This is a genomic window from Bradyrhizobium sp. USDA 4474 (genome assembly GCF_054057515.1).
The window spans coordinates 6049259-6075318 of the sequence record NZ_JBSRZJ010000002.1 but is presented as its reverse complement, the minus strand read 5'-3'; the positions used below and the strand labels follow the sequence as shown (position 1 = coordinate 6075318).

Below are 26060 nucleotides of genomic sequence, written 5' to 3'. Positions count from 1 at the left end.
TCGAACAAAGCTGGAAACAACCCCATGCACAGTAGCGGCGTGTTGAAATCACTCGACTAGCGGCGGAGCCGCGGCGCCCGCGATCTGGACGGTTTGACACGTCGGGCAAAACAACGGCAAAATGGCACCATTGGAAATTCGTATCGCCCGCGTGGAGCAATCCGTCGCGGGCGATTTCGTGTGGGAGCACGGCTTGCCCCGATCAGCCGTCGCCAGTCCGACAATCCGGAAATAGCTCTCGACGCTCTGCTTTGCAGGGAAGCTCGTGCGTGCGCGGGTGGGGAGCGCCCAAGATCTGAGATGCCATCGACGCCAAGCGCGGCGGCTTCGCATCGGGCCTTCTTGGTAATTTCGTAGTTCTCTCGCCGTGAACATAGTTCTGCCGCGCCGGCTGGGTTAAACCCGCAGGAATAGTTCAAGGACGCGCCCCTCAAAAAAACGAGGATGGGACATGCAGGCTGCATGATCCAATCCCTGCGAAGGTTCGTAGCCTGCAAAGACTATCTGCGTCCCGTTCAATGTTAGATCGTCATACCGCGCGTTTGATACGGAGCAGCCAATGGATTCCACGCTGGACAACAAACTCTCGGAAGGAATGTTTGCGAGCCTGGAAGAGCAACTTCTGAACCTGGCGCGCGAAGCCGGCGGCAATCCTTCGGAGCTGCCGACCGGCATGAAGACGTTTAGCCCTCCGCCAACGATTCAGGAATTGGCCGATTGGCGCTATCTGGCTTGCGTCGGTTCTCTGTTGGCAGCATCCATCGGTGTCGCCGCCTGGTGGTGGTCGTCCTCGGCTCATACCGAAACCATGGCCCGCCCAGACCCAGTACCCCTGACACAGCCCGCGGCGACTCCGGTCGCACCGGCTCCCGACTTCGCGCAGCAGCTTCAACCGATGGAGCACGATCTCGCTGCCTTGAGGCAAGCGGTCGCACAGCTCGAGATGAGGCAAGGACAACTGGTCCGCGACAATGAAAATGTCGCGAGCCAGCTCAAGGAGAGCCAGGCGGAAATCGCGCGCAACAACATTGTCGTCGAGCAGATCAAGGCTTCCCAAACACAGGCAGAGCGCGAAAGCCAAGCGGTTACCGAGCGCCTTAACGAAAGCCAGAAACAGCTGGCCCTCATCATCGCCACCAGTTCGGAGCCGAAGATGAGCCCTGAGGAGCCGAAGGGCAGTCCCGAAGAGCCGAAGGCAGTGCCCGAAACACCAGTGCCGCGTCCGCGGCCGACCAATCTCGCCCAGACACACAAGCCGGTGTCAGCAGCGGCGCGACCGCAGGCGAGCAAACCGCAGCCACCGGTATGGCCATGGTCTCAGCGCTAATCCCGACATTTGACAAGCATGATTGTTTGAAACCTCAAAAACCCTGACCTCCGTGTCTGGGGGACCTAGCTTTCTGTTCGCTGTCAAATCTTCGTTGCTGGTTGGCTGGCTTGGGAGTCGCGCGATGCCTGCTGTTCTCACGCGCCGCAAAGTCGGCAACGACAGTGCGGAGCCCGCGTTGATAGGTTCACGGCGAAGCGCGCGGACCGCTGGGTAAAGGGAAGTGCGCTCACGCGTTTAGACCAACTCCCTTCACGCAGGCGACCTACTCATCGAGGCTGCGCAGGACCGTGAGCAGGATGATGGCTAGGCAGGACACCAGGCTCAGCTACTTAGCTGTTCCCGTCGTAACTCCCGTCGCAGTTGTGTCTGCCGTCCCGGGTGTGCCTCCTCGCCGCACTTCGCGCGCGTCACGGCGACCCTCGCGGCGCACTTGGCGCGCGTCACGACGATTTTCGCGGCGCTCGTGGCGCCCCTCACGTCGATCTTGCCGCCTTTCCATGCCGGCGGTCTGCGCCTCGGCGTCGGGTACCATCAGCACGCTCGGGAGCGCGGCTAAGGTGGTCGCCAAGCCCAAGGAAGAAAGAAGCTTTCGTCGAGAAATCATGACTGCCTCTCTTGCTGGACTGCCCCAAGTTGGCGCTGCCGAGCCGGTCGATGCTAACACTTAAGGCGTTCAACGCCTCCTTCACTTGCGCCATTTCTTAATCGCCAGCAGAAACTGCGCATCCACAACCGCGCAGGAATGCCCATGCCTTCGGACTCGGCCATCGTTGCCTCCGGTCGTTGTCGACATCACACGCTGCCATGGCGCAGCACACCGTCCGAACACCCCGCGACGGCGGCGCCTCTTGCACCGTTCCTCCGATCTCGAATTGCAGACGGCGTCCCCATTGCGCTTTGCAGCACTGCCCGCGCCGGTAGGGCCCATAAAGCCTGATGTAGGCCGTTGAAAACCCCTTGATTCAAATCAAGAGCCCTGGCTGCCTCTCATGCTTCTCACATTGGGTTTCAGCCGCATTCAGGCGGCCGCCACCTTCAAGATGTGAGGACGACTGTAATGCAACGAGGGAGCCATCTTTCGATTCGGTCAATGACAGTGACAGGGATTGCTGTCAGCGCTATGTTTGGCCTCGCTGGTGTCGCTCTCAGCTCGGCCCCGGCTCAGGCAGTGGTTTACTGCACGTATGTTGACTACCCGGCGGGCTGCGTCGCGCGAGCAGGTGTCGTGCTCAGACCTCGTCCGGTGGCGCGCGCTGCGGTCCGTCATAACGTCGGTGGCAATGCCAACGGCGGTGTCAATCGTGTAGGAGTGCGGCGGTAATGCCGGGTTGCGGGTCACGTGCGCAGCACTTCCCAGCAAGGCAGCTGTGCGACCCGTTGCATGTCGAGCAATCGATGCGACACAGTTGGTACGTGACGTTTGAGGTACAAAGTACCGGCATCTTGCCAAGGCCAAGACACCCACGGCTGACCAAAACGTTTGAAACGGAAATGGAAGCCAAGCTGTTTGCGAAAGAGAAGCTCGATCAGGGGCTGGTAGTGACAGCGGGCACCCTCAATCCGCATGCACCCAAACAAATCATTCCGTCCAGCGCCTTAACGACCTGGCTTGGGAACGAGCAGGACAAAAGTGCGGAAGAAACCTGACAACCTGGACGACTAAGCAGGCTGGCGCTCACTCTTCTCTATCGCGCCTTCTACATCGTCGGCTAATTGGGTCAGGTGATCTGCTAGTTTGGCAAAGAACTCGCGCTTCCTACTGTCGGTGGATAAGTCACGGATCAATGCGCATTCGATGGCTTCGATACGAAGCGCTTCAAGCTGCTCGTTGAATGCCCGCATTGTTTCGCCCCATTGCTTGCAGGACAGTGACACGCGCCAGCCATTTCGAATTCAGTATCGATCGCGCTGCACACTTCAACAATTGTCCTTTGGGGAACTTGCCCTGCGCGACGTGAGTGATCCACCTGTGTCCGTGTGGGCTGTATGGGCTCACGCGATATCAAGTAGTGCCAAATTCCAAGACTAGGTAAATCCGGTTCTTGCCCACCTTTGCTGAGGTTTGCATCATACCCACCCGCGGCTGGAAAGGTTGCCGCCTGCGCTAGATTTCAAGCGGGCGGCGTTTTATTGGCCAAGCATCCATGCGGCTGCGCTACGGCACGTTGACCGCTGGCATAGGGCCAGTCGGAAGCATCGTGAAATCATGCCCTCGCGCGACCAGCATAACTGCGAAGACGACAACGAGGATAAGAAACCCCCGCATCTCAGACCTCAGGCTAGGGCAAAGCCGTCATCAATGCGAGGGTCGCCTCGTTATTGCCCGGACCAGCTGCGGCAAAACAGAGCGCAGCAACCGCGACCAGGACAAGGGCCACGCTGTAGGCAGCGATGACCCTCCGCTCGTCGAAATGGGGCGACGTGCTTGTTGTGAACATTGCCATGGCTTGAATCCCTCGTTAGCGGTTCAATTTGGCATGTTGTTCCAGGGCAATTGATGGTGTGCTGCTGTGGCTTTGCACACCGATGATTGTCGCCCCGATCAGTACCAGGCCGCCGTAGAAGGCCAGTACCGCTCTCGTCCAACGGTGATGGGTGATCCTGTCTTGTTCGTTGGTAGGTTCAGGTTGTCTGAAAACGCGTGCAGAATGCTCACCAAGGTAATCCATGGGAAGACCTCCGCGAAAATAGCTCAGATCAATTCAATGTTGCAGACAATACGGGCGCGAAATTTTCAAAGGCGCGATTCGCTCTTCCAAGTCTCATCGCTGACCGAGTTTAGCACCGAGTTGCAAAACCACGGTGAAGCATTTCACATCACAGGCGCACAAATAGCGGTCAGGTCACGCACGCTGACTCTGTTTGCAATTGGGCTGGGCGCTGCGGCGCGCCAGTCTGAAACTGGCCCGAAGCGCGTCGGCCTGCAGCTGTTACGCGTGGTGCGAACGGTGTCGCAACCTTTGCGTCACCTTTCTTCAATTACAATCGCAAGCGCCTGATCGAACTCGCCCGGCAGCACCGGTTGCCATCCGCCCGCGCCGTCCTGCGCAGCAGTGGCTCAGTCGGGTTTTGTCCGTGCACAAATCTCTTGGACCCTTGTCAGGGTTCTTTCGAATTCCGATCGGAGATACTGCTCGTGCGCGAGATCTGCCGGCTCGGTCAGAAATGCGACCTTCACAAGGAAGCGGTTCAACACCGACACAATTGGAAGATTGTCCGAGTGTCGCGAGCGCAGTGCTGTGAGCTGCCGACGCATCTCGATGAGATCGAGCGTTTCATGGTCCGTCTGCTTTTTCAAATCAAGCTCGCGCAAAAGCCCTACGATCAAACGAAGCCGCCGCGCCGAGTATATTGGCGCAACGGCTTCGCCACTTGGGACCCGGACCAAGGGCAATGTCCGGTGCGGAGAGGTTAGCCTTTCGTGACCCCGGTGCAATCAAAGACGCGGGTTAAGCTTGATGTCGCCGCGGAAAGTTAAATCTGGAACAACCGCGAGGCCGTGGGCAACGGTATTCAAGCCCGTTCAATTCCTCGCCTGCGGGTGCGGTGACCGGAGTCTCCAAGGATGCCGGACCTTGGGCCATGGGGCGCCGCGTCAGAGGCGCCACAGCCGGCGAGAAGGTGATCGGCCGCCGGGTCCCGTGACCGCTTCACTCCTGCAGCTACTTGACGGCGCCGCCGGCGATGAAGCGATCGAGGAATAGATTGTAGGCAACAGCCACAGCGATGGCGGCGATCAATGCGCCGGCCATGATCTCGCCCGGCTCGCGTAGCTTCTTTCGTGCGGACCTCGCGAGGCAATCCCTTCGACTATGGCAAGGCCGAAAGCTTCATGAAAAACACTCGGGGCCGAACGGGTCAGCGGCCCGGGCCTTTTACTGAGCTGGGCGACGCTCGTCGCCACAGCAACAGCTTCAGCGCAGAGATGTAGTAGAAGCCGCTGCTGGACCGCGCCGAGCCGGTCGCGACCGGCAGATCGCGGGGATCGCTTGTACGCGAATGTGACGCATGATAAATATGGGCTTCGGGCCACATACAACCGCCCGACGAGCTTTCGAGCCAAGCGTTGTTTCGCTCCACTCCGGAGGTGAAACATGTCTTGCAATAGCGCCATCGGCGCGGCCGACACATCCCTCGCAGCCCATCGCTCTTCTCCAAATCTGAGCTGGCTCTGGAAGATCCCGCTCGCGATCTTGAACGGAATAGAACGTCGGCGCCAATACAACGAGCTTCTCGATCTCGACGATCGGTTCCTCGCAGACATTGGCGTGACGAGAACGATGATTGCGGAGGCCCGGAGGTCTTCGTTCTCTGATTGGCGCGACAATCGGTGATCTCAGGCCATTCCGTCGATCAGGCGCCGCACCTGGCCGCTGCAGGAGCGGCGCCTGCTCCTCTCCGCGCACTGACACTGGATGGAGGTCCATCTCATGGGTAGGCTGCACATTCCCAGCCGCAAGCCATTTCACCGTGTGCATCGTCCTCATTTGAGGCCGGTCAGCACCCACGCCGGCTGGAGGATCGGATAGGCGATTAGCCCGATGACTGCCGTGGCAGCGATCAACAATGGATTGCTGATCTTCCAGCGGAACAGCGCGGCGAGCGACACGATGCCGATCAGCGCGGTCAGCCAGTCGCCGATCGCGATCTTGCCGAGCAGGAAGCTCGCCCCCAGGATGGTTCCGATCGCCGCCGCATAGGCGCCCTTCACGAAACCTTGCACGTTCGGATTCTTGCGATGCCTTGCCAGCAAGGGCGCCACGATCAGGACGAACAGAAAGGACGGAAGAAAGATGCCGACCGTGGACACGAGAGAGCCCCAGAAGCCTGCGACCAGATAGCCGACGAAGGTCGCCGTGATCACGACGGGCCCGGGACTCATCATGCCGATCGCGACGGCCACCAGGAATTCGCGCTCGTTGAGCCAGCCATATTGCTGCACCAGCCCCTGTTCGAGGAACGGAACGATCACGAGACCGCTGCCGAAAGTCAGCGAGCCCGCCTTGAGGAAGAACAGCAGCAACTTGCCGAGCGTCGAGCCCGTCGCAGCCGGCATCGCCGCGGGCGCCGCCGCCGGGATCACCGCAAGCTGGAGTGCGACCGGCGCGCGCTTGATGTGTCCGTAATAGATAATCCCGACGATCCCTGCCCCGATGAACAGAAATGCGACCTCAGCCTTCAGGATCACGGTCACGGCGAGACAGACCGCGGCGATTGCCCATTGCAGCCAGTCTTCCATGCCGAGCTTGGCGAGCCGATAGCAGGAATGCAGGATCAGGGCGATCACGGCGGGGCTGACGCCATAGAAGATTCCGGTGACCGCCTTGAGATCTCCGAGATGGACATAGAGCGCGCCGAGGGCCGCGACGATGACGAAGTTGGGCAGGATGAAGGACCAACCACCGGCCCACGCCCCCCAGAAGCCGCCGCGCAGATAGGCGATGAAGATGCCGACTTGAATGGCGAGCGGCCCCGGCAGCGACTGGCAAATGGCGATGGTCTCGCGCATCTGCTCCTTGGTGAGCCACTTCTTGCCGTCGACGAGCTCACGTTCCATCTGGCCGACCAACGCGACCGGTCCGCCGAACCCGAGAAAGCCCAGCCGCAGGAAATAGCGGACCAGTTCGCCCATGTTTCCACGCTCGATGTCCGTCGTTGTCGTCGTCATCACTTGTCCCCGTTACCGCAATATGCAGCCTACCGCCCGGTCTTGCGACCTTTGCCTCAACTCTTGGTGCTGGCCGTCCTGTCGAGCGCCGCCCGCAAGCCTTCGGCGAGCTTGACCGCGTCGTCGTTCGCCCAGAAATGCATGAAGAACAGGCGCGGCTGCTCGTCCAGCATGTGGCTATGGAGTGCGGTCACCTCGATGCCGTGTGTCCGCAACGCCAGGATCACCGGGTTGACCTCGTCGCCCGTCAGAACGAAGTCGCCGGTGATCGCGGCCTTGCCGCCGCCGGTCGGCTGAAAGTTGATGCCGATCGCAACGCCCATCGGACCGACAGGCGTCAGCGGCATCCCCTCTTCCGTGATCGGGTCGCGCCGCTTCACGTTGAACTGGTACACGCCTCCATTCGCCAGACCTTTGACGCCGATGATCTGGTCGAGCTTCGCGGTGTCGAGATCGACAGGTGGCGGCGGGCTCGTCGGAGCTGCGACGGTGAGCGGGGTCTTGCTTTCGGCGAGCGCATCGTGGATCGCCGAGGCCAGCTTGACGGGGTCGCCATGTCCGGCGATATGCATGTAGAAGGTTGCCGGGCTCGCGCGCAGCAGATGATTGTGAACAGCAGTGATCTCGAGCCCGCTCGCGATCATCTTTGCCATTACCGGGTTGATCTCGGTCTCCAGCAGAACGAGGTCGCCCATCACCATGGCGCCGCCGTGAGCGGGCTTGAACGCCACCCAGCCGCCGAGCGCCAGCGCCGGCTTGATCGTCACACCGTCCAAAGTCACAGAGAGGTCCGTGCGGGGAAAGCCGTAGCGGTGGACATCGTCGGAGACGGCCGGCTTGCGGCCGAGCGTCTCGTCGATTTTTGGCCAATCGACGCCATCCGCCGCATGGGCGGTCGAAACGAATGGCGCGAACATATCCCGGTCGATTTTCTGGCCATTCGCGCCGAGGATGGCGACGCAGGCGCTCACCAAGAGCAGAGCTGCAAACGAGATGATCTGCTTCGGCATGATGGTTCTCCTGGTGTTGCTCCCGCCCAGTTCGATCGGTGTCGCCGCGGCCCGGGCGACGACGGCACGATGCAATGAAAACGAACAGCCGTGTCCATCATCGCTTGACCTTATTGGTCGGCCAGTTGTGCGTCTCGCTGGTGGCATCGCGGCACCAGCGATAGAACGCGTCGTAGAGCAGCATGCCTGCATTCAGCTGTTCGAGGTCGTCGTCGAACATGCGCGACAAGCCGAGCGAAGCGGCAAGCAGGCCTGGAGCTTCCGGAGAGAGATCGAGCCGGGCCGTGTCCGCGGCCCGCACCATCTCCGCGAGCCGTTCCATCGGCGGCGTCGACAGACCGAACTCCTGCACCATCACGTCGAAGGTGCAGCGTTCGCCGCGATGGCTCCAGAACACGTTCTCAATGTCGAACGGTGTGGCGTTGAAGCGCTCGGCCGTGGCCTCGACTTCCGCGGATGCCACGTAAAGGAAGACGGCGGCGGGATCGACGAAGCGCCGGATCAGCCAGGGACAGGCAATGCGGTCGATCTTGGGGCGCGCCCGTGTGACCCAGACCGTGCGGCCACGCCCGTCCCGCTTCGGGATTTTGTCCATCGGAACTGTTGGAAGCTTCGCTTCCGTCCAGGCGAGATGGCCGCCTTCCAGGACTTCCGCGGCAACCTTGCCATAGCGGAGCCACGCGGCCGTTCCTTCGCTGAGCTTCTGCCCCTTTTGGCAGACGACGACCACGGACTGTCCCGTCAAGCGCGAGGCCCAGTCCTGAACGTCGACATGGGAGCGTCTGACCGCGCCGGGTATCAAGCGCGGATCGGCCGCAAAATCCTCGTCGATGCGGACATCGATGAGCGCAGGCGCGTTGGCCGTGCCGATCAGGCGGGAAAGTTTGTCGGGTGAGATGGAGGTATATGATGACATGCGGCGCCCTTGGTGAACAGGACGCGATTCTTTGGCATGTCGCCTCGCGGGGAGATCGCAATTCCCCGTGGCACGAATAAAGGCCCTGATGACCGGGCTGTCAACCCGGCTCCGCGAAAGAGGGCAAAGAAATCAACGGCCAGGATTTCCGCGATCGGGGGATCGGGACGTGCTCTCGCGGCACCGTCCTGAAGGTGGGGCTTTTCCTTAGGAACACTGGGGGATATCATGCGTTGCCGCGACGTTCTTGAAAGTGGCACGCCGCTGAACTTCAGAACGCATTCATTGAGCTGCAGGCGATGAAAGCGCACATGGCTCCCATCCGTCTGGTGATAGCAGATCGGCGCCCGATCGTTCTGCAGGGCTTTGCATCGCTGTTTGCGGCAGAGCGCGATTTCGCGATCGTCGCGTCGTGTCTCGATGGAGCCGGTTGCCTCAAGGCAGTTCGGAGCTTGACGCCGGATCTGGTCCTCGTCGAGGACGGATTTTCTGACGTGACGGCCTCTGACATGCTCGCGATCGTCAAGGCCGAAAAAATTCCGACACGGCTGGTCTTCTACACGGCATCCGTTGCCCATGGCGATCTCGCCGCCGCCATCGCAGCGGGTTCTTGCTGCGCGATTTCAATGCGCGAGGAGCCCGAAACCTTGGTGCAATCGCTGCGGCTGGTGGCACCCCCGCCCGTTCGGGCGGCTCCCGGCCGGAAGAAAAATGGCGGGTTGGGCGAAAATGGAGCGGCGTCGCTGACGGACCAGGAGCGCAAGATCATGCGCCTGGTCGCTTACGGTATGTCGAACAAGCAGATCGCACGCCAGCTCGACGTCTCCCCGGACATCATCAAGGCGCGGCTCGATCACCTCTCGACACAGCTCGAGATCAGAAGCCGCGCCGAGATTGCAGTGTTCGCACTGTCGCGGCTTTACGGCGGAATCGGCGCGCTTGCGGCTTTGCTTTACGCCGCGCTGGACGACGTTCAGCCGGCCAACGCAGCCGCAGCCGGCCACGAGCCCACCGATACCTTTACGATGTTGACCCCAGACGGGAGCGCCGGGGTCATCACCCTCAAAATCAGCCCCAAAACGACGACATCCGCTTCGGAGAAGACGGCCAAATCCGTGTTCAAGGGCGGCCGCATCGAGAATCCCGTCGCTGAGATGCCGGCACGGGCCAGCAAGACCATCCAATCCAGTGTCGATAGTGCCTTCAGCACGATCACGCTGCCGGCGGCCAGCTCTGCAGGACCTGCCCTGAGCAGTTTCGGTAGTTTCATGATGACGGCGGCCGCGGTCTGGATTTCCGACCTGCTCCACAGCGCCGCGCAAGCGTCCAAGGTTGACGATACCCTGACCGTTCTTGCATCAGCGACAGGAAGCGGTACAGGCGAATGGGCAGTCGTCCATTCTCCTGTCAGTTCTCTCGGCAGCGTCGCTGCAAATCTCGACAGCCCCAACAACCTCGCTTGGTGGCATCCTGAAACAGACCATCAAGCATTTGCCTTCGTGGCCCACCCAAACGATACGCTTGTCAGACATGACGATGCCCCTCAGATCATCGGCGCAGAGGCGGGTGACGATGGCGCCAGCGGCAACGGCAATCCGCATGTCGGATCCGGATTCATCGACGCACCGATCGATCACGGCGGTTGCGAGCAGGCGGCCGCGACCGGCGTGTTTGGAAAAACCGAACATGACGGAATCCAAGCGAGCCTGGGAGACGAGTCCAATCCCGCTCAATCGCAACACGGTTCTCAGGGTGAGGACGGCGGCGCAGCCGCCAAGCAGGACGGAAAGCAGGACTCAGCGGACGACGATTCCACTCACGGACAATCGCAGCGTGATTTGAACGAATCGAAAGACGGCCCGGTCGCCGCCACGCAGCATTCCAAGCACGACACGACGGGAGACGACTCCGATCCTGGACAAACGCAGCGTGATTCACACGGTTCACAAGGCCGCCCAGCCGCTGCCGAGCAGCATGCCAATGATGACTCGAAGCCGGCGGGCGGCACGAATTCCGACCAATCTCACCGCGAGTCGCACGAGGCGTCTCAAAATGCCGCCGACCCCCACGCGAGTTTGAGCCAGCACGCTGGAGCCGAGGACCAAACCGGCGAGGACTCCCGTCAGGCCCACAAGGCAGCCGCGCCGGAACTCGGAGATTCCTTTCATTTCAAGAATGAAAATGCGCCGTCCAACTCTTCATATCTGTCTGAGGCCCATGGTGGCCACGCTCCAGATTTCGTTGAACATGGTGCGCACACGACCGGAAACGACGTTCTGCCGTCGATCCAGGATATCGAGCTGATCGGCGCTTCAGGCGCGGAGCAAGGCGCCCTTCATCACGCGCACGCGCACGATCTCTTCGTGTAGCGATCGTCGTGCTCGCGCACGCAAGCGTTCCGTCATTCACCCGGATTTCGCCGGTCCAGCATCTCGCGCACCTTCAGCGCCAGCTTGGCCTGAGTGACCGGCTTTTCCAGGAGATCGACGCCCTCATCGAGCCGTCCCTGGTGAACGACGGCGTTGCGCGAGTAACCGGTCATGTAGAGGATGCCGAGATGCGGCCTGATCTGCTGCGCTCGCCTGCCCATCTCGCGGCCGTTCATGCCGGGCATGACCACATCGGTCAGAACGAGATCAACCTGCTGATCCTCCTGCAACAGGATGGTCAAAGCGGCCTGAGCACTTGCGGCAGATAAAACCCGATAGTTGAGCTCGCGCAGCACATCCGAAACGTAACCCCTGAGATCGGCATCGTCTTCAACCACGAGAATGGTCTCGACGCTGGTGCCTTCGGCCGTGAACTCGTCGGTTTCGTCCGGCGCTGGCTGCCTATGGCCGAAGTAGCGGGGGAAATACATCTTGATGCTGGTCCCTTCCCCCACCTCGCTGTAGATCTTCACATGTCCGCCGGACTGTTTGACGAAGCCATAAACCTGACTGAGACCGAGTCCGGTTCCCTGCCCCGGCTCCTTCGTCGTGAAGAATGGCTCGAATGCATGATTTAGAACCTCCGGGGTCATGCCCGAGCCCGTGTCACTCACGCTGATCACGATATACTGGCCTGCCGCGAGCTCCGGGTTGGCACGCGAATAATCTTCGTCGGCGGAGACGTTCGCCGCCTCGATGGTCAGCTTTCCGCCGTTCGGCATCGCGTCACGGGCATTGATCGCCAGATTGACGATCGTCGATTCCAGATGGTTCACGTCCGCTTCGATCTGCCAAAGGCCGGCGCCGCCGACGGTCTGCACCTCGATACGTTCGCCCAGCGTGCGCTGCAGGAACTCCTGCAGGCCACTCAGGAAGCCGTTGAGGTTGATCGGCTTAGGATCGAGAGCCTGGCGGCGCGAAAAAGCCAGCAACCGGCTTGTCAGCGCCGCAGCGCGCTGAGCCCCACGTTTCGCGTTCGCCAGCGCGCGGTGGAGGTTGGGCCCTCCGTGGTTGCGGCTGTTGCGTTCGGCATTCTCGAGGTTTCCGAGAACGATCATCAGCAGATTGTTGAAGTCGTGGGCGATGCCGCCGCTGAGTTGTCCGACCGCCTCCAGCTTCTGGGATGCGACAAGCTGTTCCTGCACCCGCTGAAGTTCGTCCTGGGCCTGCTTGCGCTCGGTGAGATCACGCGTGACTTTCGCGAAGCCGACGATCGCGCCGCTCTCGTCGGTAATCCGGTCGATGATGACGGAGGCCCAGAACCGCGTGCCGTCCTTGCGTATGCGCCAACCCTCGGCTTCGAACCGTCCGTTTTCGGCGGCCTCTGCCAGGGCCTTTTTGGGCACTTCTTTTTCAAGATCTTCAGGCGTGTAGAACGTGCTGAAATGCCGACCGATGATCTCTTCGGGCCGATAGCCTTTGATGCGCTCGGCTCCGGGATTCCAGGTCGCGACCTGCCCGGAGGGATCGAGCTGAAAAATGGCGTAGTCGACCACAGCTTCAACAAGCCGGCGATATCTTCTTTCGCTCTCCAGGAGATCGACGTGAGCCTGGTGTCGTTCAGTGATGTCGCGCGTGACCTTGGCAAATCCGATCAGGGCGCCCTTCTCGTCGCGAATGGCGTCGAGAACGACGAGCGCCCAGAACTGCCTGCCATCTTTCCTGACACGCCAGCCTTCGGACGCGAAGCGGCCAGTCTCGGCGGCTGTTGCCAGCGCTCGGTCGGGCAACCCCTTGTCCCGGTCTTCCGGGGTGTAAAAAGTCGAAAAATGTTTGCCGATGATCTCCTCGGCGGCATACCCCTTGAGGCGCTCGGCTCCCTTGTTCCAGGTCCTGACCACGCCGTCGATGTCGAGCATGAAGATGGCATAATCGACAATCGCGTTGATCAGCAGTTCGAGGCTGCGGGGATCTTCGCCGGATGTCGTTTGCATTGATCGAACTCAAGGGAGGGATCGGTCCAAACGCTTGGCATTCGGTAAATGTTCCTTCCTAACACACAATGGTACCGCTCACGACGGCCGGCGATCGTTCATCATGGTGTTGCCAGCGCGGTGCTAACGCTCCTCCGTCGGGTGCACCCATTTGTAGGGCGTGATGCTCCGCGTTGCGGTCAGCTTGATCATGTGAACGGGCGGCGCGGACCGTCCCTTCCGGCATGACCGGCACTTCAGCGAGGCCTCCAGCTTCCAGATCGGCGTGTCGCGCGGACGACGGATCGCGTCGAGCGGCAGGCTCGCGCGCGTCTTGCATCTGACGCACTCGACCTCGAGCCAGCCCAGGCCGCCGTTGAGACATTGCGCGATCGTCGGCGACGGCTGCGCGGGACCGCCGTAACCTTCCATGCGAACCGACCAGGCTTCAGCTTCGGCGCGGTCGGCCTCACGCACGGCCTTTTTCGCCTCTTCACGGGCGTGCTTGGCGGAGATTTCCGCGCCCATGATGCGGCCGCTCCAGATGACTTCGCGTGATTTGGTGCTCATGCCGCGATCAAAGCGATGCGGAGGCGCGTTGGCAAATTATCGATGGCTGGTAGGTCGGATCCTCAAGCCGCTACTGCGTATCGTGGGTGTGGACAACGGACGCTGCGGGTCGAAACGGCCCGGCGACGCCGAGGGTTTGGAACGCTCCGATCACCCGCTCCTGTCACTCAGCCGATCAAGGCAGGTAAGACTATCGACTTAGCTCACCAATCCGAGCCGAGGAGATCTGGCCCGGAGGCGTGCTCCCTACTGGAACCCGAAGACGCGGTCTGCGTTGAGGCGTAGATGAGCCAAGTACGACGAAGAGTTTGGCAGGAGAAGACCTTGAGCGAGAGACTCGCTGACGCGGCTCGCGAAGCGCGCGAGCAGGCAGAGCTTCTCCCGAATGGACAGCTGCGAGACGTTCTTCTTGAAAAGGCTCGCCAGTACGAGGCGCAAATACCTCTCAATGCTTTTCTAGGGCAGCAATGATTAATCCGAATTGCCGCGTGTGCGAGGGACTGGGTTGGGTATGCGAAAAACACCCGCAGAAGGCCTGGACGCGCACAGGCTGCCAGTGCGCTCCCGTTGCACGTTGCGAATGTCAGGTGGCGCTGGCCAAGACGACGCGTCTTGTTGCAACCGAAGCCTGAATTAGCCGCGACGCCTACGCAGCGCGCGGCATCCATCTGGAACGGACGCAGAAGGCCGGCGGCACCAGCCACTGCAATTTCCGGTTCGCGCGGCTGCCGCCGGGGCAGGACGGTCGACGAGCCCGAGTCCGCGCCCGCCGATCCCGTCGACTTACCCGCTATCCGAGCAAGCCCTTCAGGCCGGCATAGATCGAGCCGACCGCCGTCGCGGCGACGCCGGCCAGAGGCCCGACGGTCTGCATCAGGTCCTGGATCAACCGCGCCCGGCGGCGGAGCTGCTCGTCGCCGACATGCTGCCCGAGCAGGCGCGCCAGCCGAAAGGCGAAAGCATTGGGTTTCCCGCCCTGGCCTAGAACGCGCGGCAAAACCTGGAAGACCACGACTCCCAGAATGTTTCCGGACACGAAGGCGAGCAGGATGCTTGCACCGTATTCGAATACTTCGCGCCATTCGACCCACACCGTCGGCAGGATCGGAACGCCGTCGTGAAGGCCCGTCACGGTCAGCATTGCCTGGATGCTGACGCTGGCGAGCAGCAAGCCCAGCACGAGCGCTCCCAGCGCCGAGACCCGATGCAGGGGATAGGCTGCGAACCCGAATAGCAGGGGGACGACGATCGACGCGATCCGGAGCGGGATCGGAGAGAGGTTGAAGGTGATGGTGATCAGAATATGGGTGATCGTCAGAAGGACGGCCGGAACGACGACGTAGAGAAAGGCATGCGTTGCGAAATAGCGCAGCGGGTTCTTATGGCGCTCGAGCCGGACGTTGACGCGATCGAGATCGCGCCTGAGCCTGTCCAGCTCGCCAACGATGTCATCGATCTCCAGAAGCGTCGGCCGCACGACGCGCAGATCGCGCGAGCAGTGCCTGCAGGCGATGGCCTCGTCCTTGATCGTCTCGGCGCAGAAGGGACATTCCATCGTCAGCGCGACTTTCTGCGCCGCATGATGGCTTCGACCTCGTCCCTGGCCCGCGTCAGCTCGTCGCGCAGCTGATCCCGCTTGCGCAGGAGATCGTCGCGCTCTGCAATCAGCGTCGCCGGGACGGCGATGTCGCGCCCGCAGGACGCGCAAACCAGCGCGTTATCCGCATTCTCCGCCTGGCAGTAGGGACACGTCACTTCGGTGCGACCTTGAGGGTGAAGATGGCGGTGCCGGGCCGCCCATCACTGTCCTTGATGTCGACCCGCACGGTGTAATCGCCGGGCGGTAATTCCGCGTCCTGCATGTTGATCCCGTCAGCCTGCACGAACGGCTTGACCCGCGACGTCAAGTCGACGTTCGGCGTGCGGAGGAAAGTCACCTTGACCGAATCAGGATCGATCTTGGCGCCGCCGAACGACTCGAACTTCAGTTGGAGTTTCAAGGGAGAGGCGACCGATTCGCCGGGCGAGACGAACTCCACCTTCGGACCGCGCAGGATACCACGCCGGTCAGCCGCGACCGCGCCCTTCGGCGGAGGCAGCTTGGCTTCGTCCTCTGTGATCAATTGCGTGGCCCGCGACGTTCCCGAAAACAGGAGACCTGCCGCAACCAGCCCCAGCGAGACATTCCGCATCATTGTCCTTCCAACCTTCTCTCGTCGATCAACGCACGCCGCCATCACCGATGATCGTATAGGGCGCCCAGAACAGCGGATGCGCATAGGCGAACTCGGTCTTGCCCTCGCTGTTCAGATAACCGGGACCATCGACCAAGGCCATCATCGCCTGCCGCAGCGCCTCGCTTCGCGACAGTTTTGGGTCGTCCGCCTGCCGCTTGAACAGATCGGTCACCAGTTGCCGGGCCGACTGCGAATGGACCGACCAGTTCGTCACGAGCAAGGCCCGCGTTCCCGCGTAGAAGAAAGCGCGGCCAAGGCCGGAGGCGGCCTCTGCACCGGCACCGGCGCCGGCACCGGTGTTGCAGGCCGACAGGATGACCCAGTCGGCGTCGAGCTTGAGGCCCAGAATCTCTTCCATGGTCAGGAGGCCGTCTCCGCCCTCACCCGTGACAGCCGGCGATGACAGCGCGAGGGCCGGCTGCGTCAATCCGTTGAGCTCGCCGGGAACAAGACCGTGCGTGGCGAAGGCGAGAATCCTGAAGCCGGAGAGATTCATCGTCTTGACGGCGTTCTCCGTCGCATTCTTGCCAAGGAACAGCACCTTCGAGGGATCTGCCTGCAAGGCCAGCGCGATCGATTTGAGCTCGTCGGCTGTATCGGGAAGGCGGGGCAAGAGGCCGAGCTCGGCGCTGTCGACGCCGTCGAGCTTCGGGCTGCTGCGGCGCTTCAGCGGCATGCCGCGGGTGACGTTGCCACCGACATCGGCCACCTGAAGCTTGCCGTCGCTCACTTCGGCCTCGGCTTCCTGATCCTTGTTGAAATAGGGGTCGCCGAACGCCACGAGTTCGCCGCGGCCCGGCTTGCCCGGCGGCAATTGCCGCAGCGTGCGCAACGCGGCAGCTGATGGCACCGTCGAGACGGCGTGGGTTCGCGCCAGCCACGGCACGTTCCGATAGCCGACGAAGAGCGGATCCTCGTCTGCCGCCAGTTCGACCGGCGCCGTCGGCAACAGCGACAGCGGCAGCAGGCCGAGCGCGCCGTTGGTCACCACGATTAAATTCCTGGCCGGCTTCCATCCGCTCTCGACCGGCTTCAGCAACAGCGCGTAGAGTTCGTAACCGAGCTTGAGATCGAATGGCGGAATGTCAGAGATCATCGCCGCCTGCGGCTCGAGCGCCTCGCGCAGCTTGCGGATCTTGGTCTCGATCTCACCACTGCTGGCGTTGACGGCGGCGAACGCCACCGGGCCAGACTTCGGCACGGCCCAGACGAAGCTGCCGTTCTGTCCGAAATAGAACGACAGCATGGCTTCGTTATCCGACAACGTCGCGCGGATATCGGCAACGCTCGGCGGCTTCGGCGAGACCAGATCGGCGTAAACAGGGAACTTCTGCTTGATCTCCCGGCGCGCCTTGTCGCGCTCGCCGCGCAGGGCGGCGATCGAGGCCTGGATCTGCTGCGCCCCCTTCTCGTCACGCTCGGCCGAGGGAATGGCGAGGACGTTGTTGAGCGTGCCGAGCTGGGCGTTGACCTGTTTTGTCAGATCCTGCTCCTTGCGGACGAGCTCGGCCAGCGCGGGATCTTTTGCCGCCGCACGCGCACTGGAGGCCGCCAGCGCCTGCTGCACGGAGCGGCCGCGGATGGCATCTGCCAGACTGAAGGTCTCCTCGCCGACCGCGCCGCCGGTGCCCTCGGACCGCGCGAGCAGCAGCAGGTAACTCTCGACGATGGTCTGCAGCCGCTGGCTGCGCGCGGCCAGCACCGTGGTGTTCTCGTCGTCGGCATTCTCGTTCGCGTTCGCCATCATGATCGGAATGGCCGCCTTGAACTCCCGGATAGCGTCGGCGTCGCGCCGCGCGCGCATCAATCCGATCGCCAGGGTGCCGCGCGCCGAAGCCGCATCAAAATGGTTCTCGCCGACCCGTCCGACCTGCTTCTTGACCAGTTGCTCGGCGGCGGCGATGCCGGCGTCGAGCTGTCCGGAATTGTAGAGCGCGAGAATGCGCCCCGGATTGAGCTCGATGACCTGGCGGCGCTGCGGATCCCAATTGGCGACAGCCTTGTCGATCCGCGCGAACATCTCGTTGGCTTCGGCATTCTTGCGCCGCAGGTTCAGAATGCCGGCGAGCTGTGACAGCAGCTGCACGGTCGACTGCGAGTCATCAGGCACGCCGACCGTCTTGTTGATCTCGAGCGCGACGCGGCCGAGCTGCTCGGCTTCCTCGTAACGGCCCTCGTCGACCAGAACGCCGGCCAATCCCATCACATAGCGAGGCATCACCGGATTATACTTGCCGGTGTCCTTCAGGCGCGACAACAACGCCCGCCGCGCATCGACCTCGGCTTCGGCAAGCCTGCCCTGCCGCGCCTTCATGCGCGCCTGGTTCAGAACCATAAAGTCGATTGACTGCAAGACGACGGTTTCGGCGGGAGGATTATCCGAGTCCATGATGGCCTTCATGCCGGCGCGCTTGCGCTGCTCGGCCAGGCGATAGGAGGCTTCGGCTTCGCTGAACTGGCCGCGCGCCTCGAAGATCATGGCGCGGGCGGCCTCGATTTCCGCCTCCCAATTCTGCCCCATCTTCGCATATGAGGTCCGCCATCCGGGGAGGCCGCTGGTGCGAGCCTCCTGAATGCCGGCCAAGCTGCGGCGAAGATAGCCTTCGGCCTGCGGGATGTCGCCCATTTGAATGAGAATGCCGGCGATCGAGCGATTGGCATTGAACAGATACCCCTTCGCGCCCGGCATGGTGGCGACCTCGCGCAACTGCCTCTGCATGATTTCGAGTGCGCGCTTTGGATCGCCGACGGTCGAATATTGCAGGGCGGCAAGCTGTGTCAGGCGGCCCATCATGCTTGCGCTGACGGCGCCGCGTCCCACCTCGACCGCCTTGTTGGCGTCGGTGATGGATTCGGCAAGCCGCCCGAGCTGGGCGCGCGCATTGGCGCGATCGAAATAGAACTGGGCGAGATCCTCGCGGGACTCCTTGCCCGTGGGCGTCGAATCCGCATCCGCCTTCAGTTCCGCAATCAGCTTTTCGTTCGGCTTTTCGCTGTCGAGAATCGCGGTGATGTCGGAGATCGTGCGCGGCGGCGCGATGAAGTCCTTGGGCAGTGCGGTCCCTGCCGCGAGCTTGGGCGCCTCTTCCTTCGGCACCTCAACGGCGATGTTGGCGCGTCCGTTCGCGGCATTGAGGGCAGCGAGCACGCAAGCGCGAACCTGCGGTTTGGCCTTGGCGCGGCACCCCTCGATATCGGCACCGGCCTTGCGGCCGCCCTGGGCCTGCATGCAGGCCTGCACGATCGGCTTGCCGACGCTCATCCGGCAGGTCTCGAGCGCCGCCTCCTTGGTCAGCGCGGCGGCGGACCCGGTCGATCCGAGCAGGACCGCGAGGACCAGCACTTGTCGCGGGAAGGTGACATCCAGGCGGCTCTTAAACGGACTCGCGGCGTCTAAGCTCATCTCGAAGGGCCTTTTGGTGAAATCACTTGAAGAAACGCGATAGTTTTACCCCTATTGCCCTGAAGGACAATCACCAATCAGTAGGATGGCGGAATGCTCAAGAGGGTTGGCGGCAGCGATGGACGCCGGTTTCCCGGGCTCGCATGCCGGATGGGACCGCTCGGGCTGATCGCGCTGCTTGTCGGGCTGATCGGAAGCTTGGATCTCGCAGGCGCGGCGGACGAGCAGGAACGGAAGGCCGCGGTCTGGGATGCCGATGCGATCTATCGGGGCGCAACGATCGCCCCTGACCTCGTTCTTCCCGACGTCGTCGAGACCGTCGACAGCCTTGTGTCACCGCGGATGGCGCTGATCAAGCCGACCGGTCCCGGCCCGTTTCCGGCCGTCGTTCTGATGCATCAATGCGGTGGGCTGAACCCTGCGGTTGCAGCCTGGGCTCGCGCCGCCGCCTCACATGGCTATGTCGTCCTGCTTGTCGACAGCCTGGAGCCGCGCGATGTCAGGAGCGTCTGCTTCGGTCCAAGAAACGGCGTGAACTTCTTTCGAGGTGCGCGGGATGCGCTACAAGCGGCCGAACATCTGCGCCGAAGGCCTGATGTCGACAGCAAGCGAATTGCACTCGTCGGTTTTTCGTGGGGGGCGATGGTCGGCTTGCTGGCCGCCAGCACTCATTACGTCGATGCCTTGAAGGCGGGCTCGGGATTTGCGGCTGTCGCGAGCCTTTATCCCGGCTGCTTCCGCATCACGCCGCAACAACGGCCGCCTTTCGATCTGGTCAATGAAGATGTCTCACGACCATTGCTGGTCCTGATGGGCGATGCAGATACCGAGACGCCGGCGCAGGAATGTCTCGACAAGCTCGCAGTCCTGAAGCGCGGCGGCGCTCCGGTCGAATGGCATCTCTACGCCGGCACAACGCATTGCTGGGACTGCCGACAACTGGACGGCTTGCGCAAGATCGACATCCGCGGCAGTCAGGTCGAGTATCATTTTCGCCAGGACGTGACCGACGATTCCCGGCGCAGGCTGTTCGAGTTCCTCGATCGCGCCATGCCAGGACGGCCGTAGCGGCCGAGGCTCAGCCCTTCGACACGACGGCATGGCCGTAGGCCGGCTGCGACTGAACCGGGGGATTGGCGGTCTGGGCGGCGAGTTCGCCGATCAGACGATCGGCGTCGGCGGCCATGCCGTCCGGCGCCTGGATCACCAGCCGCTCGAGCGCCCAGCGATAGGACGAGACGCGCTGCTCGAGGGATAGCTGCACCCACTGGATGATCAGCGAATTCTCCTGCATGCGCGCGACTGCGTCCGCCTTCTCCCTCGGCGACAGCTCGGAGACGCGCGCCATGCTGGCCTCACGCTTCCTGTCGAGATCGATGACGCGGATCGCCGAGGCAAAGAACGGTTCAAAACGCGTGATGTCGTTGCGGACGTCCTCGATCAGCTGCGCGTAGCGCGAGGCGTGCGAGCGATGCGGCTCATCGATCAGCGTGCGCCCGTACATGGTGCGGTCGAACACGACCTTCTGGCGCCATGGCGACGGCAAAGCCTTGTAGTCGCCGAACACGCTCTTCCAGGCCGGTCGCGACAGCGGCGGCTCGATCATGGGATAGGCGAGGTCGCGAAGCTGACGCTCCTCTTCGGTGAGCTGGAATTGGGACGCCTGCAGGCCGAGGCTGCCGGTGGCCTCGAGGCCAAGCCAGCGATGCATGTCGTCGCTGCGCATGTCGGCGCGGGTGCGGCCGAAATCACCGCCGCTGCAGGCGGCAAGCGTCGCGCCCGAAGCTGCGAGCAGGATGGCCGATACGAGGTTGCGAATCTGGCGGATGGAGCGCGGCATTGCAAGAACCGCAACTTAGCGGCGACGACGACGGCGCCCCGGCGCTGTGCCCGCTTCCGGCCCACGATCGCCGCTGGTCTCGTCCGCTTCGCGCTCGATGCGGACGACGGGAAGGATGAAAATCGTTCCCGTGTCCGCGCGCGGTGTGACGTCCCCCGACGAGCCCACCCGGCGACCGGCCGGAAATTCGATGATGGTCCCCATGTCAGCTCTCTCAATTGCCGCGCGACAAGTGCGCCCCTGCAACATGACGGTCATTAGGATCAGTTTATGGTTAACGGGATGTAAACACGGGCTTTGGACCGTAACCGCACGGGCCGCCGGCGCCATCCGGTGAGCCGCAGGAAAACGGTCGAAATGAGCGGGTTTGCTTCACACTTCGTTTTCCTTAAGGAGCCTTTAAACGAAGCGCTGATAGGCTGAGGCAACAGATATTCCCGAGTTGCGTACGCCTCCATGACGAAGTCGCTGTTTCCCGGATTCGACGGGTTGATGACACTCTCCCGCCGTGAGGGCGTCGATGTTCGCCCGACGCTGCTGCGCGTGTTGACCGACCTGTATGTCCAGGCCAGCACCCACAGCGAGGACGAGCAGCGGCAATTCATCGAGCTTGCGACGCGGCTGATCGACCAGGTCGACGACGCGACACGCGCTTCCGTCAAGGCGAAGCTTGCGATCTATCCGCAGACACCCGTCCCCGTGCTCCAGAAGCTGGGGCTGGTCGCGGCGCAAGAAGGCCGCAGGGTGCCGCTCGCGCGCGCAATCCCGAAGCCGGCGCCCGTCCCCCCGCCTGCCCGCACGCCAACCGATGCGGAAGCGCGTATGGCCGCGGACATGGCGATGCAGCCGAAGGAGGCCGCCGAGATCCACGACATGTTCTTCCGCGCCGATGCGAGCCAACGTGCGCAGATCCTGCATAATCTGGCGCAGTCGCCGCTCAAGGCCGCGCCGCGGATTCCGACCGTGCACGCCAAGCGCGCGATCCAGATCCTGGAAATGGCCGCGATCGCCGGCGACGTCGAGAGTTTCACCTACGAGCTCAGCGATACCCTGATCCTCTCCTCACGGGTCGCGGCGCAGATCGCCGACGATGCCGGCGGCGAGGCGCTCGCGGTCGCTGCGCGCGCGATCGACATGCCGAGCCCGAACTTTCAGCGCATCCTGCTGTTCTTCAAGCCCGCGATCGGCAATTCCGTGAACGAGGTCTACCGGCTGTCGCGGCTGTATGACCGTCTCAGCGAGCGCTCCGCGCTGGTGATGCTGGCCGCCTGGCGCGGCTCGACGCTCGCCGTCACGCGCGCCAAGTATCAGCCGTCGCTGCACGACAGCGAGCGCCAGCGCGTCCGCGGCACGTCCAGCCAGTCGCGGCCGAGCGTGCAGCCCGGCTCGAGCCCGGCCGTGCGCACGGGCAGCGGCGGATCGTCGGAGAGCTAGGAAGCGCACCCACCTGAGCGATCGGGCTGAACGGCGAGGACACACCGCCGCCGGCCGTCAGCTTGATCTGGGAGGCACCTTGCATGAGTTGCTCGCGGACGCGGACGCGGACCTCGTCCGGGCTGTCGGCGACCATGCTGCCGCCAATCTGCTCCATGCGGCTGAGCATGCCGCCGATCGTTCGCGGCAGTTCCGACAATTGACGAAAATCCCCATGTCCACTGGTCACCGTGATCATGGCTCCCGAGTATCCGGGGCCCAGCGATCAATCCTGAATCGATGGCGGCTTCGGTCCCAGCCCCCTACTGCGGCTCAATAAATCCGCGTCGCTGGTCAGCTCTTCGCCAGATCGAGGAAGTGTCGCCCCGCGCGATCCTCGGTCTCCACGATCCAGGCATCGGGATCGAAACGCAGCTCCTTGGTCAGGCGCTCTTCGACGGCCGGCTCAGGCACGGGCTGCGGCGCGATCGGCACGAAGAAGCGATCGACCGGCCGGCCCTCGTCGTAGACGGTCTGCGGCGCCGGCACGTAGAGCATCGCGTTGCCGTCGAGCAGCGACACCTTCACGAACACCGCGCCCGCCTCCTCGGCGCCGCGACGGCGCACCGCGCCGAACACGCCTTCGGTCTGGCACCGCCGCAGGTAAGCTGAGACCCAGATGTTCGATTTCAAACGCATGAGCGCACGATAGGCCAGGGCTGCAACCAGCACCAGCCTTGAGCCTTCTCGATCGGACGACGATTATTCGACGGGATGACCGATCGCGGCGGCAAGCTCGCGCAGCAGGCGGTCTGACAGCTGGCCGGTGACGGGTATCTTGTGCTGGCGCTCGAACGCCTGGATCGCCGCCTGGGTCTCGCCGTTCATGGCTCCGGTAATCTTCAAATTCCCGTAGCCGTATTCGGCGAGCGCACGCTGCACGCCGGCGAGGCGACGCGCGGCCGGGCTTTGTTGCACCGGGATCGGCGCCGGCGGACGGGCGATGGCGACGGCGGGCGGCGTCGGTGCGGTCGACTTGATGACCAGATTGGTCATGGGATCGCCCCCGCGCGACGTCGAAGCCGTCGTCTCGGCGGGCTTCTCCGGCGTCTTCTCAGCCGGCTTCGGCTCGACGCGGAACTCGGTGGCTTTGGGCTCTAGCGGCGACGTATCGGCGCCGACGGGGCGCGGGCGCGGCAAGGGACTGGACAGCGACACAGGCGACGGCGCGGGCAGATTGATCACGGTCCCGAACATCGGCGCCGGATGCCGGCCGGTCTGCAGGAACAGCGCGTTCGCAACGATGGCGCTGACGGCGGCTGCGGCGACGAAACCGGCCAGCGTGTCCTTGGGACTGTGCAAAAGCGCGCGCATCAGGAGATTGCGCTCGGTCTCGACGTCCACGACCGCGGCTTTGGCACCACGGCGGCGCGGAGCGGCTTCGTCCTTGGCAGACTTTCTAGGCACTTTTCTTCACCAGAGCGGATTGGTCCTGAACTTCATGACGCGACACCGGCGTCAGCGTCGCGATCTTGCTCTCGACCGGCTTTGCCTGCGGCGGCGTATGGACGAGCGGCAGCTTGACGGTGATGGCGGTGCCCTCGCCGAGCTTGCTTTGTACCGTCAATTCGCCGAGATGCAACGTCACGAGGCTCTTCACGATCGAAAGGCCGAGGCCGGTGCCTTCGTGCCGACGCTCATAGGTCTTGCCGCACTGGAAGAACGGCGCGCCGATGCGCTTGAGATCGTCAGGCGCGATGCCGACGCCGGTATCGCTGATGCGCAGCGTGAGCTGCGAGGCGGATGCCGACGCGGACACCGTGACCTGACCGCCGCGCTCCGTGAACTTGACGGCATTTGCGACGAGATTGAGCACGATCTGTTTGAAGGCCCTGGGATCGCCGGTCATCACGGGCAGATCCTGCGGCGCATCGGTGATGAGATCGATGCCGTTCTCGCGCGCCTTCAGCGCCAGCAGGTTGCAGCAATGCATCAGCGCCGCGCGCGGCGCGAACGGTTCCGACGAAATCTCGAAATTCCCCGATTCCATCTTGGACATGTCGAGAATGCCGTTGACGACCGACAATAGATGCTGGCCGGAGGCGTTGATCAGTTCTGCATATTCCTTGCGCTGGCTCGCGGCGAGCATCAAGGCCTGCTCCTGCGCGATCATGTCGGAGAAGCCGATGATGGCGTTGAGCGGCGTGCGCAACTCGTGGCTCATCGTGGCGAGGAAGCGCGTCTTGGCGGCATCGGCGGCTTCCGCCGCGCTGCGCGCCTGGTCGAGCGCCTGCTCCGAGAGCTTGCGATCCGTGATATCGCGCATCACGGCGACGACTTCGGCCTCGCGCGTGAGATCCCGACTGAGATCCTGATCGAACGGCCGGCAGCGCATCTCGACCCAGACGAAGGCGACCTGGCCACGCTCGGAGCCATCAGGCTCCCGCCGCAGCCGGAATTCGACGCTGCGCACCTCGCCGCGCGCGGCGTCCGACAGCGCCGTGAGATAGGCCGGACGATCGGCGACATGGACACGATCGAACAGGCCATGGCCCTGCAGCTGTGCGACGGGCATGCCGAGCATGGCTTCCGCCGCCGGCGAGATGAACTGCACCGCGCCATTGCGCTGATGCCGCGAGATCACGTCGCTCATGTTGCGCGCCAGCAGGCGATAGCGCTCCTCCTCGCGCGACAGCAGCGTGACGCTGGTGCGGGCGAGCGACTCGGCGCCGAAGGCAAGGCCTGCGGCATAGAGCGTTGCCGAAGCAACGCCGAACGCCATCATCACGCCGCGTTCCGCGCTGCCGAGATCGCCGGCCGGCAGCCAGCCGAACTGGCTGAGCAGGATCAACAGGCCCGCGCAGGACAGCGCGAGCATCGATGCAAAGGCGGCGACGCGACGCGAGGCCGACAGCGCGGCCTCCAGGGGAACCACGACCAGCCAGATCGCAGCGAATGATTCGATGCCGCCGGTGGTGGCCGCGATCGCCATGATCAGGCCGGCGAGCGCCAGCGACGACAGCACATGAGCGCCTTCGTAACGACCGGTGCGCGACAGGAACCAGGACAAGAGGATCGGTGCGATCAACCAGGCGAAGGCAGCGACCTCGATCGCGCTCGGCGCGCCGCGCAGGACGAGATAAGCGGGAAATGCGGCAAAGGCGGCCAGGCTTCCGAGAAGCCGCGGCGCCATGAAGGCCCGATGGCGCGCACGCGTCAGCGCGTCGGAACGCGCGGAGGGATGCAGCAGCGCATCGAGACAATCGCGGATGATACTCAAAACTGTCACGGGTCTCGCGCTTCGGCTCATTCGTCGAGAAGACGCGCCGGA

At 63.0% G+C, this 26060-nt stretch carries 25 protein-coding genes and 1 pseudogene; 7 read left to right on the top strand and 19 right to left on the bottom strand.

Annotated features, from left to right (window positions below; all coding sequences use genetic code 11):
• The first annotated feature begins 559 nt into the window (after positions 1-559).
• From ACVW16_RS30105 to ACVW16_RS30095, 3 genes are all read left to right on the top strand, one after another.
• Positions 560-1327: a hypothetical protein gene (locus ACVW16_RS30105; protein ID WP_456734564.1), complete on the top strand. Its 768-nt coding sequence runs from the start codon at positions 560-562 to the stop codon at positions 1325-1327.
• A gap of 1060 nt (positions 1328-2387) precedes the next feature.
• On the top strand, positions 2388-2651 hold the full coding sequence (locus ACVW16_RS30100) for a hypothetical protein (RefSeq protein ID WP_456702630.1): 264 nt from the start codon (positions 2388-2390) through the stop codon (positions 2649-2651).
• A gap of 170 nt (positions 2652-2821) precedes the next feature.
• Positions 2822-2977 (top strand): hypothetical protein, encoded by a 156-nt coding sequence (locus tag ACVW16_RS30095; RefSeq protein ID WP_456702629.1) that lies wholly within the window; start codon positions 2822-2824, stop codon positions 2975-2977.
• Between the two features lie 12 nt (positions 2978-2989).
• Here ACVW16_RS30095 and ACVW16_RS30090 read toward each other — a convergent pair whose 3' ends face one another.
• From ACVW16_RS30090 to ACVW16_RS30075, 4 genes are all read right to left on the bottom strand, one after another.
• Positions 2990-3172: a hypothetical protein gene (locus ACVW16_RS30090; protein WP_456702628.1), complete on the bottom strand. Its 183-nt coding sequence runs from the start codon at positions 3170-3172 to the stop codon at positions 2990-2992.
• 437 nt (positions 3173-3609) lie between these two features.
• Entirely contained in the window at positions 3610-3774 is a 165-nt protein-coding gene (locus ACVW16_RS30085; RefSeq protein WP_456734563.1) for a hypothetical protein, read from the bottom strand.
• Between the two features lie 15 nt (positions 3775-3789).
• Positions 3790-3999 (bottom strand): hypothetical protein, encoded by a 210-nt coding sequence (locus ACVW16_RS30080; protein ID WP_456734562.1) that lies wholly within the window; start codon positions 3997-3999, stop codon positions 3790-3792.
• A gap of 389 nt (positions 4000-4388) precedes the next feature.
• Positions 4389-4628 carry a hypothetical protein gene (locus ACVW16_RS30075; protein WP_456702625.1) on the bottom strand — a complete coding sequence of 80 codons (240 nt, stop codon included), beginning with the start codon at positions 4626-4628 and terminating at the stop codon, positions 4389-4391.
• A gap of 796 nt (positions 4629-5424) precedes the next feature.
• On the opposite strand from ACVW16_RS30075, the gene ACVW16_RS30070 reads away from it, so the two are divergent.
• Positions 5425-5664: a DUF1127 domain-containing protein gene (locus ACVW16_RS30070; RefSeq protein ID WP_456702624.1), complete on the top strand. Its 240-nt coding sequence runs from the start codon at positions 5425-5427 to the stop codon at positions 5662-5664.
• Positions 5665-5813: 149 nt separating this feature from the next.
• Here ACVW16_RS30070 and chrA read toward each other — a convergent pair whose 3' ends face one another.
• The 3 genes from chrA to ACVW16_RS30055 form a co-directional block, all read right to left on the bottom strand.
• Positions 5814-6998 carry a chromate efflux transporter gene (gene chrA, locus ACVW16_RS30065; RefSeq protein ID WP_456702623.1) on the bottom strand — a complete coding sequence of 395 codons (1185 nt, stop codon included), beginning with the start codon at positions 6996-6998 and terminating at the stop codon, positions 5814-5816.
• A 56-nt stretch (positions 6999-7054) separates the two neighbouring features.
• Complete coding sequence (locus ACVW16_RS30060; protein WP_456705224.1) at positions 7055-7915, bottom strand: DUF1259 domain-containing protein; 861 nt, start codon at positions 7913-7915, stop codon at positions 7055-7057.
• A 190-nt stretch (positions 7916-8105) separates the two neighbouring features.
• On the bottom strand, positions 8106-8924 hold the full coding sequence (locus tag ACVW16_RS30055; RefSeq protein WP_456734561.1) for a chromate resistance protein ChrB domain-containing protein: 819 nt from the start codon (positions 8922-8924) through the stop codon (positions 8106-8108).
• 311 nt (positions 8925-9235) lie between these two features.
• Here ACVW16_RS30055 and ACVW16_RS30050 point away from each other — a divergent pair, with 311 nt between their 5' ends.
• Positions 9236-11293, top strand: a complete 2058-nt coding sequence (locus ACVW16_RS30050) for a LuxR C-terminal-related transcriptional regulator (RefSeq protein WP_456802538.1) — start codon at positions 9236-9238, stop codon at positions 11291-11293.
• Positions 11294-11325: 32 nt separating this feature from the next.
• On the opposite strand, the gene ACVW16_RS30045 is transcribed toward ACVW16_RS30050, so the two are convergent.
• The 6 genes from ACVW16_RS30045 to ACVW16_RS30020 all read right to left on the bottom strand — a co-directional run bounded on the left by ACVW16_RS30045 (position 11326) and on the right by ACVW16_RS30020 (position 19476).
• Entirely contained in the window at positions 11326-13287 is a 1962-nt protein-coding gene (locus ACVW16_RS30045; protein WP_456734559.1) for a PAS domain S-box protein, read from the bottom strand.
• Between the two features lie 123 nt (positions 13288-13410).
• Entirely contained in the window at positions 13411-13836 is a 426-nt protein-coding gene (locus ACVW16_RS30040; protein ID WP_456702619.1) for a hypothetical protein, read from the bottom strand.
• A gap of 790 nt (positions 13837-14626) precedes the next feature.
• Complete coding sequence (locus tag ACVW16_RS30035) at positions 14627-15391, bottom strand: hypothetical protein (RefSeq protein ID WP_456734558.1); 765 nt, start codon at positions 15389-15391, stop codon at positions 14627-14629.
• A gap of 2 nt (positions 15392-15393) precedes the next feature.
• Positions 15394-15591: a zinc-ribbon domain-containing protein gene (locus tag ACVW16_RS30030; protein WP_456734557.1), complete on the bottom strand. Its 198-nt coding sequence runs from the start codon at positions 15589-15591 to the stop codon at positions 15394-15396.
• Positions 15588-16031 (bottom strand): hypothetical protein, encoded by a 444-nt coding sequence (locus ACVW16_RS30025; RefSeq protein WP_456734556.1) that lies wholly within the window; start codon positions 16029-16031, stop codon positions 15588-15590. The genes ACVW16_RS30030 and ACVW16_RS30025 overlap by 4 nt, the downstream gene beginning before the upstream one ends.
• A gap of 25 nt (positions 16032-16056) precedes the next feature.
• Positions 16057-19476, bottom strand: a complete 3420-nt coding sequence (locus tag ACVW16_RS30020) for a CHAT domain-containing tetratricopeptide repeat protein (protein ID WP_456802537.1) — start codon at positions 19474-19476, stop codon at positions 16057-16059.
• Positions 19477-19569: 93 nt separating this feature from the next.
• Here ACVW16_RS30020 and ACVW16_RS30015 point away from each other — a divergent pair, with 93 nt between their 5' ends.
• A complete protein-coding gene (locus ACVW16_RS30015) occupies positions 19570-20544 on the top strand; it encodes a dienelactone hydrolase family protein (protein ID WP_456734554.1) in 975 nt (324 codons plus the stop codon).
• A 10-nt stretch (positions 20545-20554) separates the two neighbouring features.
• On the opposite strand, the gene ACVW16_RS30010 is transcribed toward ACVW16_RS30015, so the two are convergent.
• Entirely contained in the window at positions 20555-21316 is a 762-nt protein-coding gene (locus ACVW16_RS30010; protein WP_456702613.1) for a hypothetical protein, read from the bottom strand.
• 15 nt (positions 21317-21331) lie between these two features.
• Complete coding sequence (locus ACVW16_RS30005; RefSeq protein WP_456734553.1) at positions 21332-21520, bottom strand: hypothetical protein; 189 nt, start codon at positions 21518-21520, stop codon at positions 21332-21334.
• A gap of 252 nt (positions 21521-21772) precedes the next feature.
• Here ACVW16_RS30005 and ACVW16_RS30000 point away from each other — a divergent pair, with 252 nt between their 5' ends.
• Entirely contained in the window at positions 21773-22750 is a 978-nt protein-coding gene (locus ACVW16_RS30000) for a DUF2336 domain-containing protein (RefSeq protein ID WP_456734552.1), read from the top strand.
• 19 nt (positions 22751-22769) lie between these two features.
• Here the strand turns inward: ACVW16_RS30000 and ACVW16_RS29995 are convergent.
• The 4 genes and pseudogenes from ACVW16_RS29995 to ACVW16_RS29980 form a co-directional block, all read right to left on the bottom strand.
• Positions 22770-23046, bottom strand: a pseudogene (locus ACVW16_RS29995) (amidohydrolase family protein); the annotation flags it as partial.
• Between the two features lie 37 nt (positions 23047-23083).
• Entirely contained in the window at positions 23084-23428 is a 345-nt protein-coding gene (locus tag ACVW16_RS29990) for a DUF1491 family protein (protein WP_456705223.1), read from the bottom strand.
• A 63-nt stretch (positions 23429-23491) separates the two neighbouring features.
• The gene (locus ACVW16_RS29985; protein WP_456734551.1) at positions 23492-24196 is read right to left on the bottom strand and encodes a peptidoglycan-binding protein; all 705 of its coding nucleotides are present in this window, start codon (positions 24194-24196) and stop codon (positions 23492-23494) included.
• Positions 24189-26039, bottom strand: a complete 1851-nt coding sequence (locus ACVW16_RS29980; RefSeq protein WP_456734550.1) for an ATP-binding protein — start codon at positions 26037-26039, stop codon at positions 24189-24191. The genes ACVW16_RS29985 and ACVW16_RS29980 overlap by 8 nt, the downstream gene beginning before the upstream one ends.
• Between the last annotated feature and the right edge of the window lie 21 nt (positions 26040-26060).

Bases quoted from the DNA above. Each gene is read 5' to 3' on its own strand.
- ACVW16_RS30105 (WP_456734564.1), top strand. From the start codon at position 560: ATGGATTCCACGCTGGACAACAAACTCTCGGAAGGAATGTTTGCGAGC.
- ACVW16_RS30100 (WP_456702630.1), top strand. From the start codon at position 2,388: ATGCAACGAGGGAGCCATCTTTCGATTCGGTCAATGACAGTGACAGGG.
- ACVW16_RS30095 (WP_456702629.1), top strand. From the start codon at position 2,822: ATGGAAGCCAAGCTGTTTGCGAAAGAGAAGCTCGATCAGGGGCTGGTA.
- ACVW16_RS30090 (WP_456702628.1), bottom strand. From the start codon at position 3,172: ATGCGGGCATTCAACGAGCAGCTTGAAGCGCTTCGTATCGAAGCCATC.
- ACVW16_RS30085 (WP_456734563.1), bottom strand. From the start codon at position 3,774: ATGGCAATGTTCACAACAAGCACGTCGCCCCATTTCGACGAGCGGAGG.
- ACVW16_RS30080 (WP_456734562.1), bottom strand. From the start codon at position 3,999: ATGGATTACCTTGGTGAGCATTCTGCACGCGTTTTCAGACAACCTGAA.
- ACVW16_RS30070 (WP_456702624.1), top strand. From the start codon at position 5,425: ATGTCTTGCAATAGCGCCATCGGCGCGGCCGACACATCCCTCGCAGCC.
- chrA (WP_456702623.1), bottom strand. From the start codon at position 6,998: ATGACGACGACAACGACGGACATCGAGCGTGGAAACATGGGCGAACTG.
- ACVW16_RS30060 (WP_456705224.1), bottom strand. From the start codon at position 7,915: ATGTTCGCGCCATTCGTTTCGACCGCCCATGCGGCGGATGGCGTCGAT.
- ACVW16_RS30055 (WP_456734561.1), bottom strand. From the start codon at position 8,924: ATGTCATCATATACCTCCATCTCACCCGACAAACTTTCCCGCCTGATC.
- ACVW16_RS30050 (WP_456802538.1), top strand. From the start codon at position 9,236: ATGGCTCCCATCCGTCTGGTGATAGCAGATCGGCGCCCGATCGTTCTG.
- ACVW16_RS30045 (WP_456734559.1), bottom strand. From the start codon at position 13,287: ATGCAAACGACATCCGGCGAAGATCCCCGCAGCCTCGAACTGCTGATC.
- ACVW16_RS30040 (WP_456702619.1), bottom strand. From the start codon at position 13,836: ATGAGCACCAAATCACGCGAAGTCATCTGGAGCGGCCGCATCATGGGC.
- ACVW16_RS30035 (WP_456734558.1), bottom strand. From the start codon at position 15,391: ATGGAATGTCCCTTCTGCGCCGAGACGATCAAGGACGAGGCCATCGCC.
- ACVW16_RS30025 (WP_456734556.1), bottom strand. From the start codon at position 16,031: ATGATGCGGAATGTCTCGCTGGGGCTGGTTGCGGCAGGTCTCCTGTTT.
- ACVW16_RS30020 (WP_456802537.1), bottom strand. From the start codon at position 19,476: ATGAGCTTAGACGCCGCGAGTCCGTTTAAGAGCCGCCTGGATGTCACC.
- ACVW16_RS30015 (WP_456734554.1), top strand. From the start codon at position 19,570: ATGCTCAAGAGGGTTGGCGGCAGCGATGGACGCCGGTTTCCCGGGCTC.
- ACVW16_RS30010 (WP_456702613.1), bottom strand. From the start codon at position 21,316: ATGCCGCGCTCCATCCGCCAGATTCGCAACCTCGTATCGGCCATCCTG.
- ACVW16_RS30005 (WP_456734553.1), bottom strand. From the start codon at position 21,520: ATGGGGACCATCATCGAATTTCCGGCCGGTCGCCGGGTGGGCTCGTCG.
- ACVW16_RS30000 (WP_456734552.1), top strand. From the start codon at position 21,773: ATGACGAAGTCGCTGTTTCCCGGATTCGACGGGTTGATGACACTCTCC.
- ACVW16_RS29990 (WP_456705223.1), bottom strand. From the start codon at position 23,428: ATGCGTTTGAAATCGAACATCTGGGTCTCAGCTTACCTGCGGCGGTGC.
- ACVW16_RS29980 (WP_456734550.1), bottom strand. From the start codon at position 26,039: ATGAGCCGAAGCGCGAGACCCGTGACAGTTTTGAGTATCATCCGCGAT.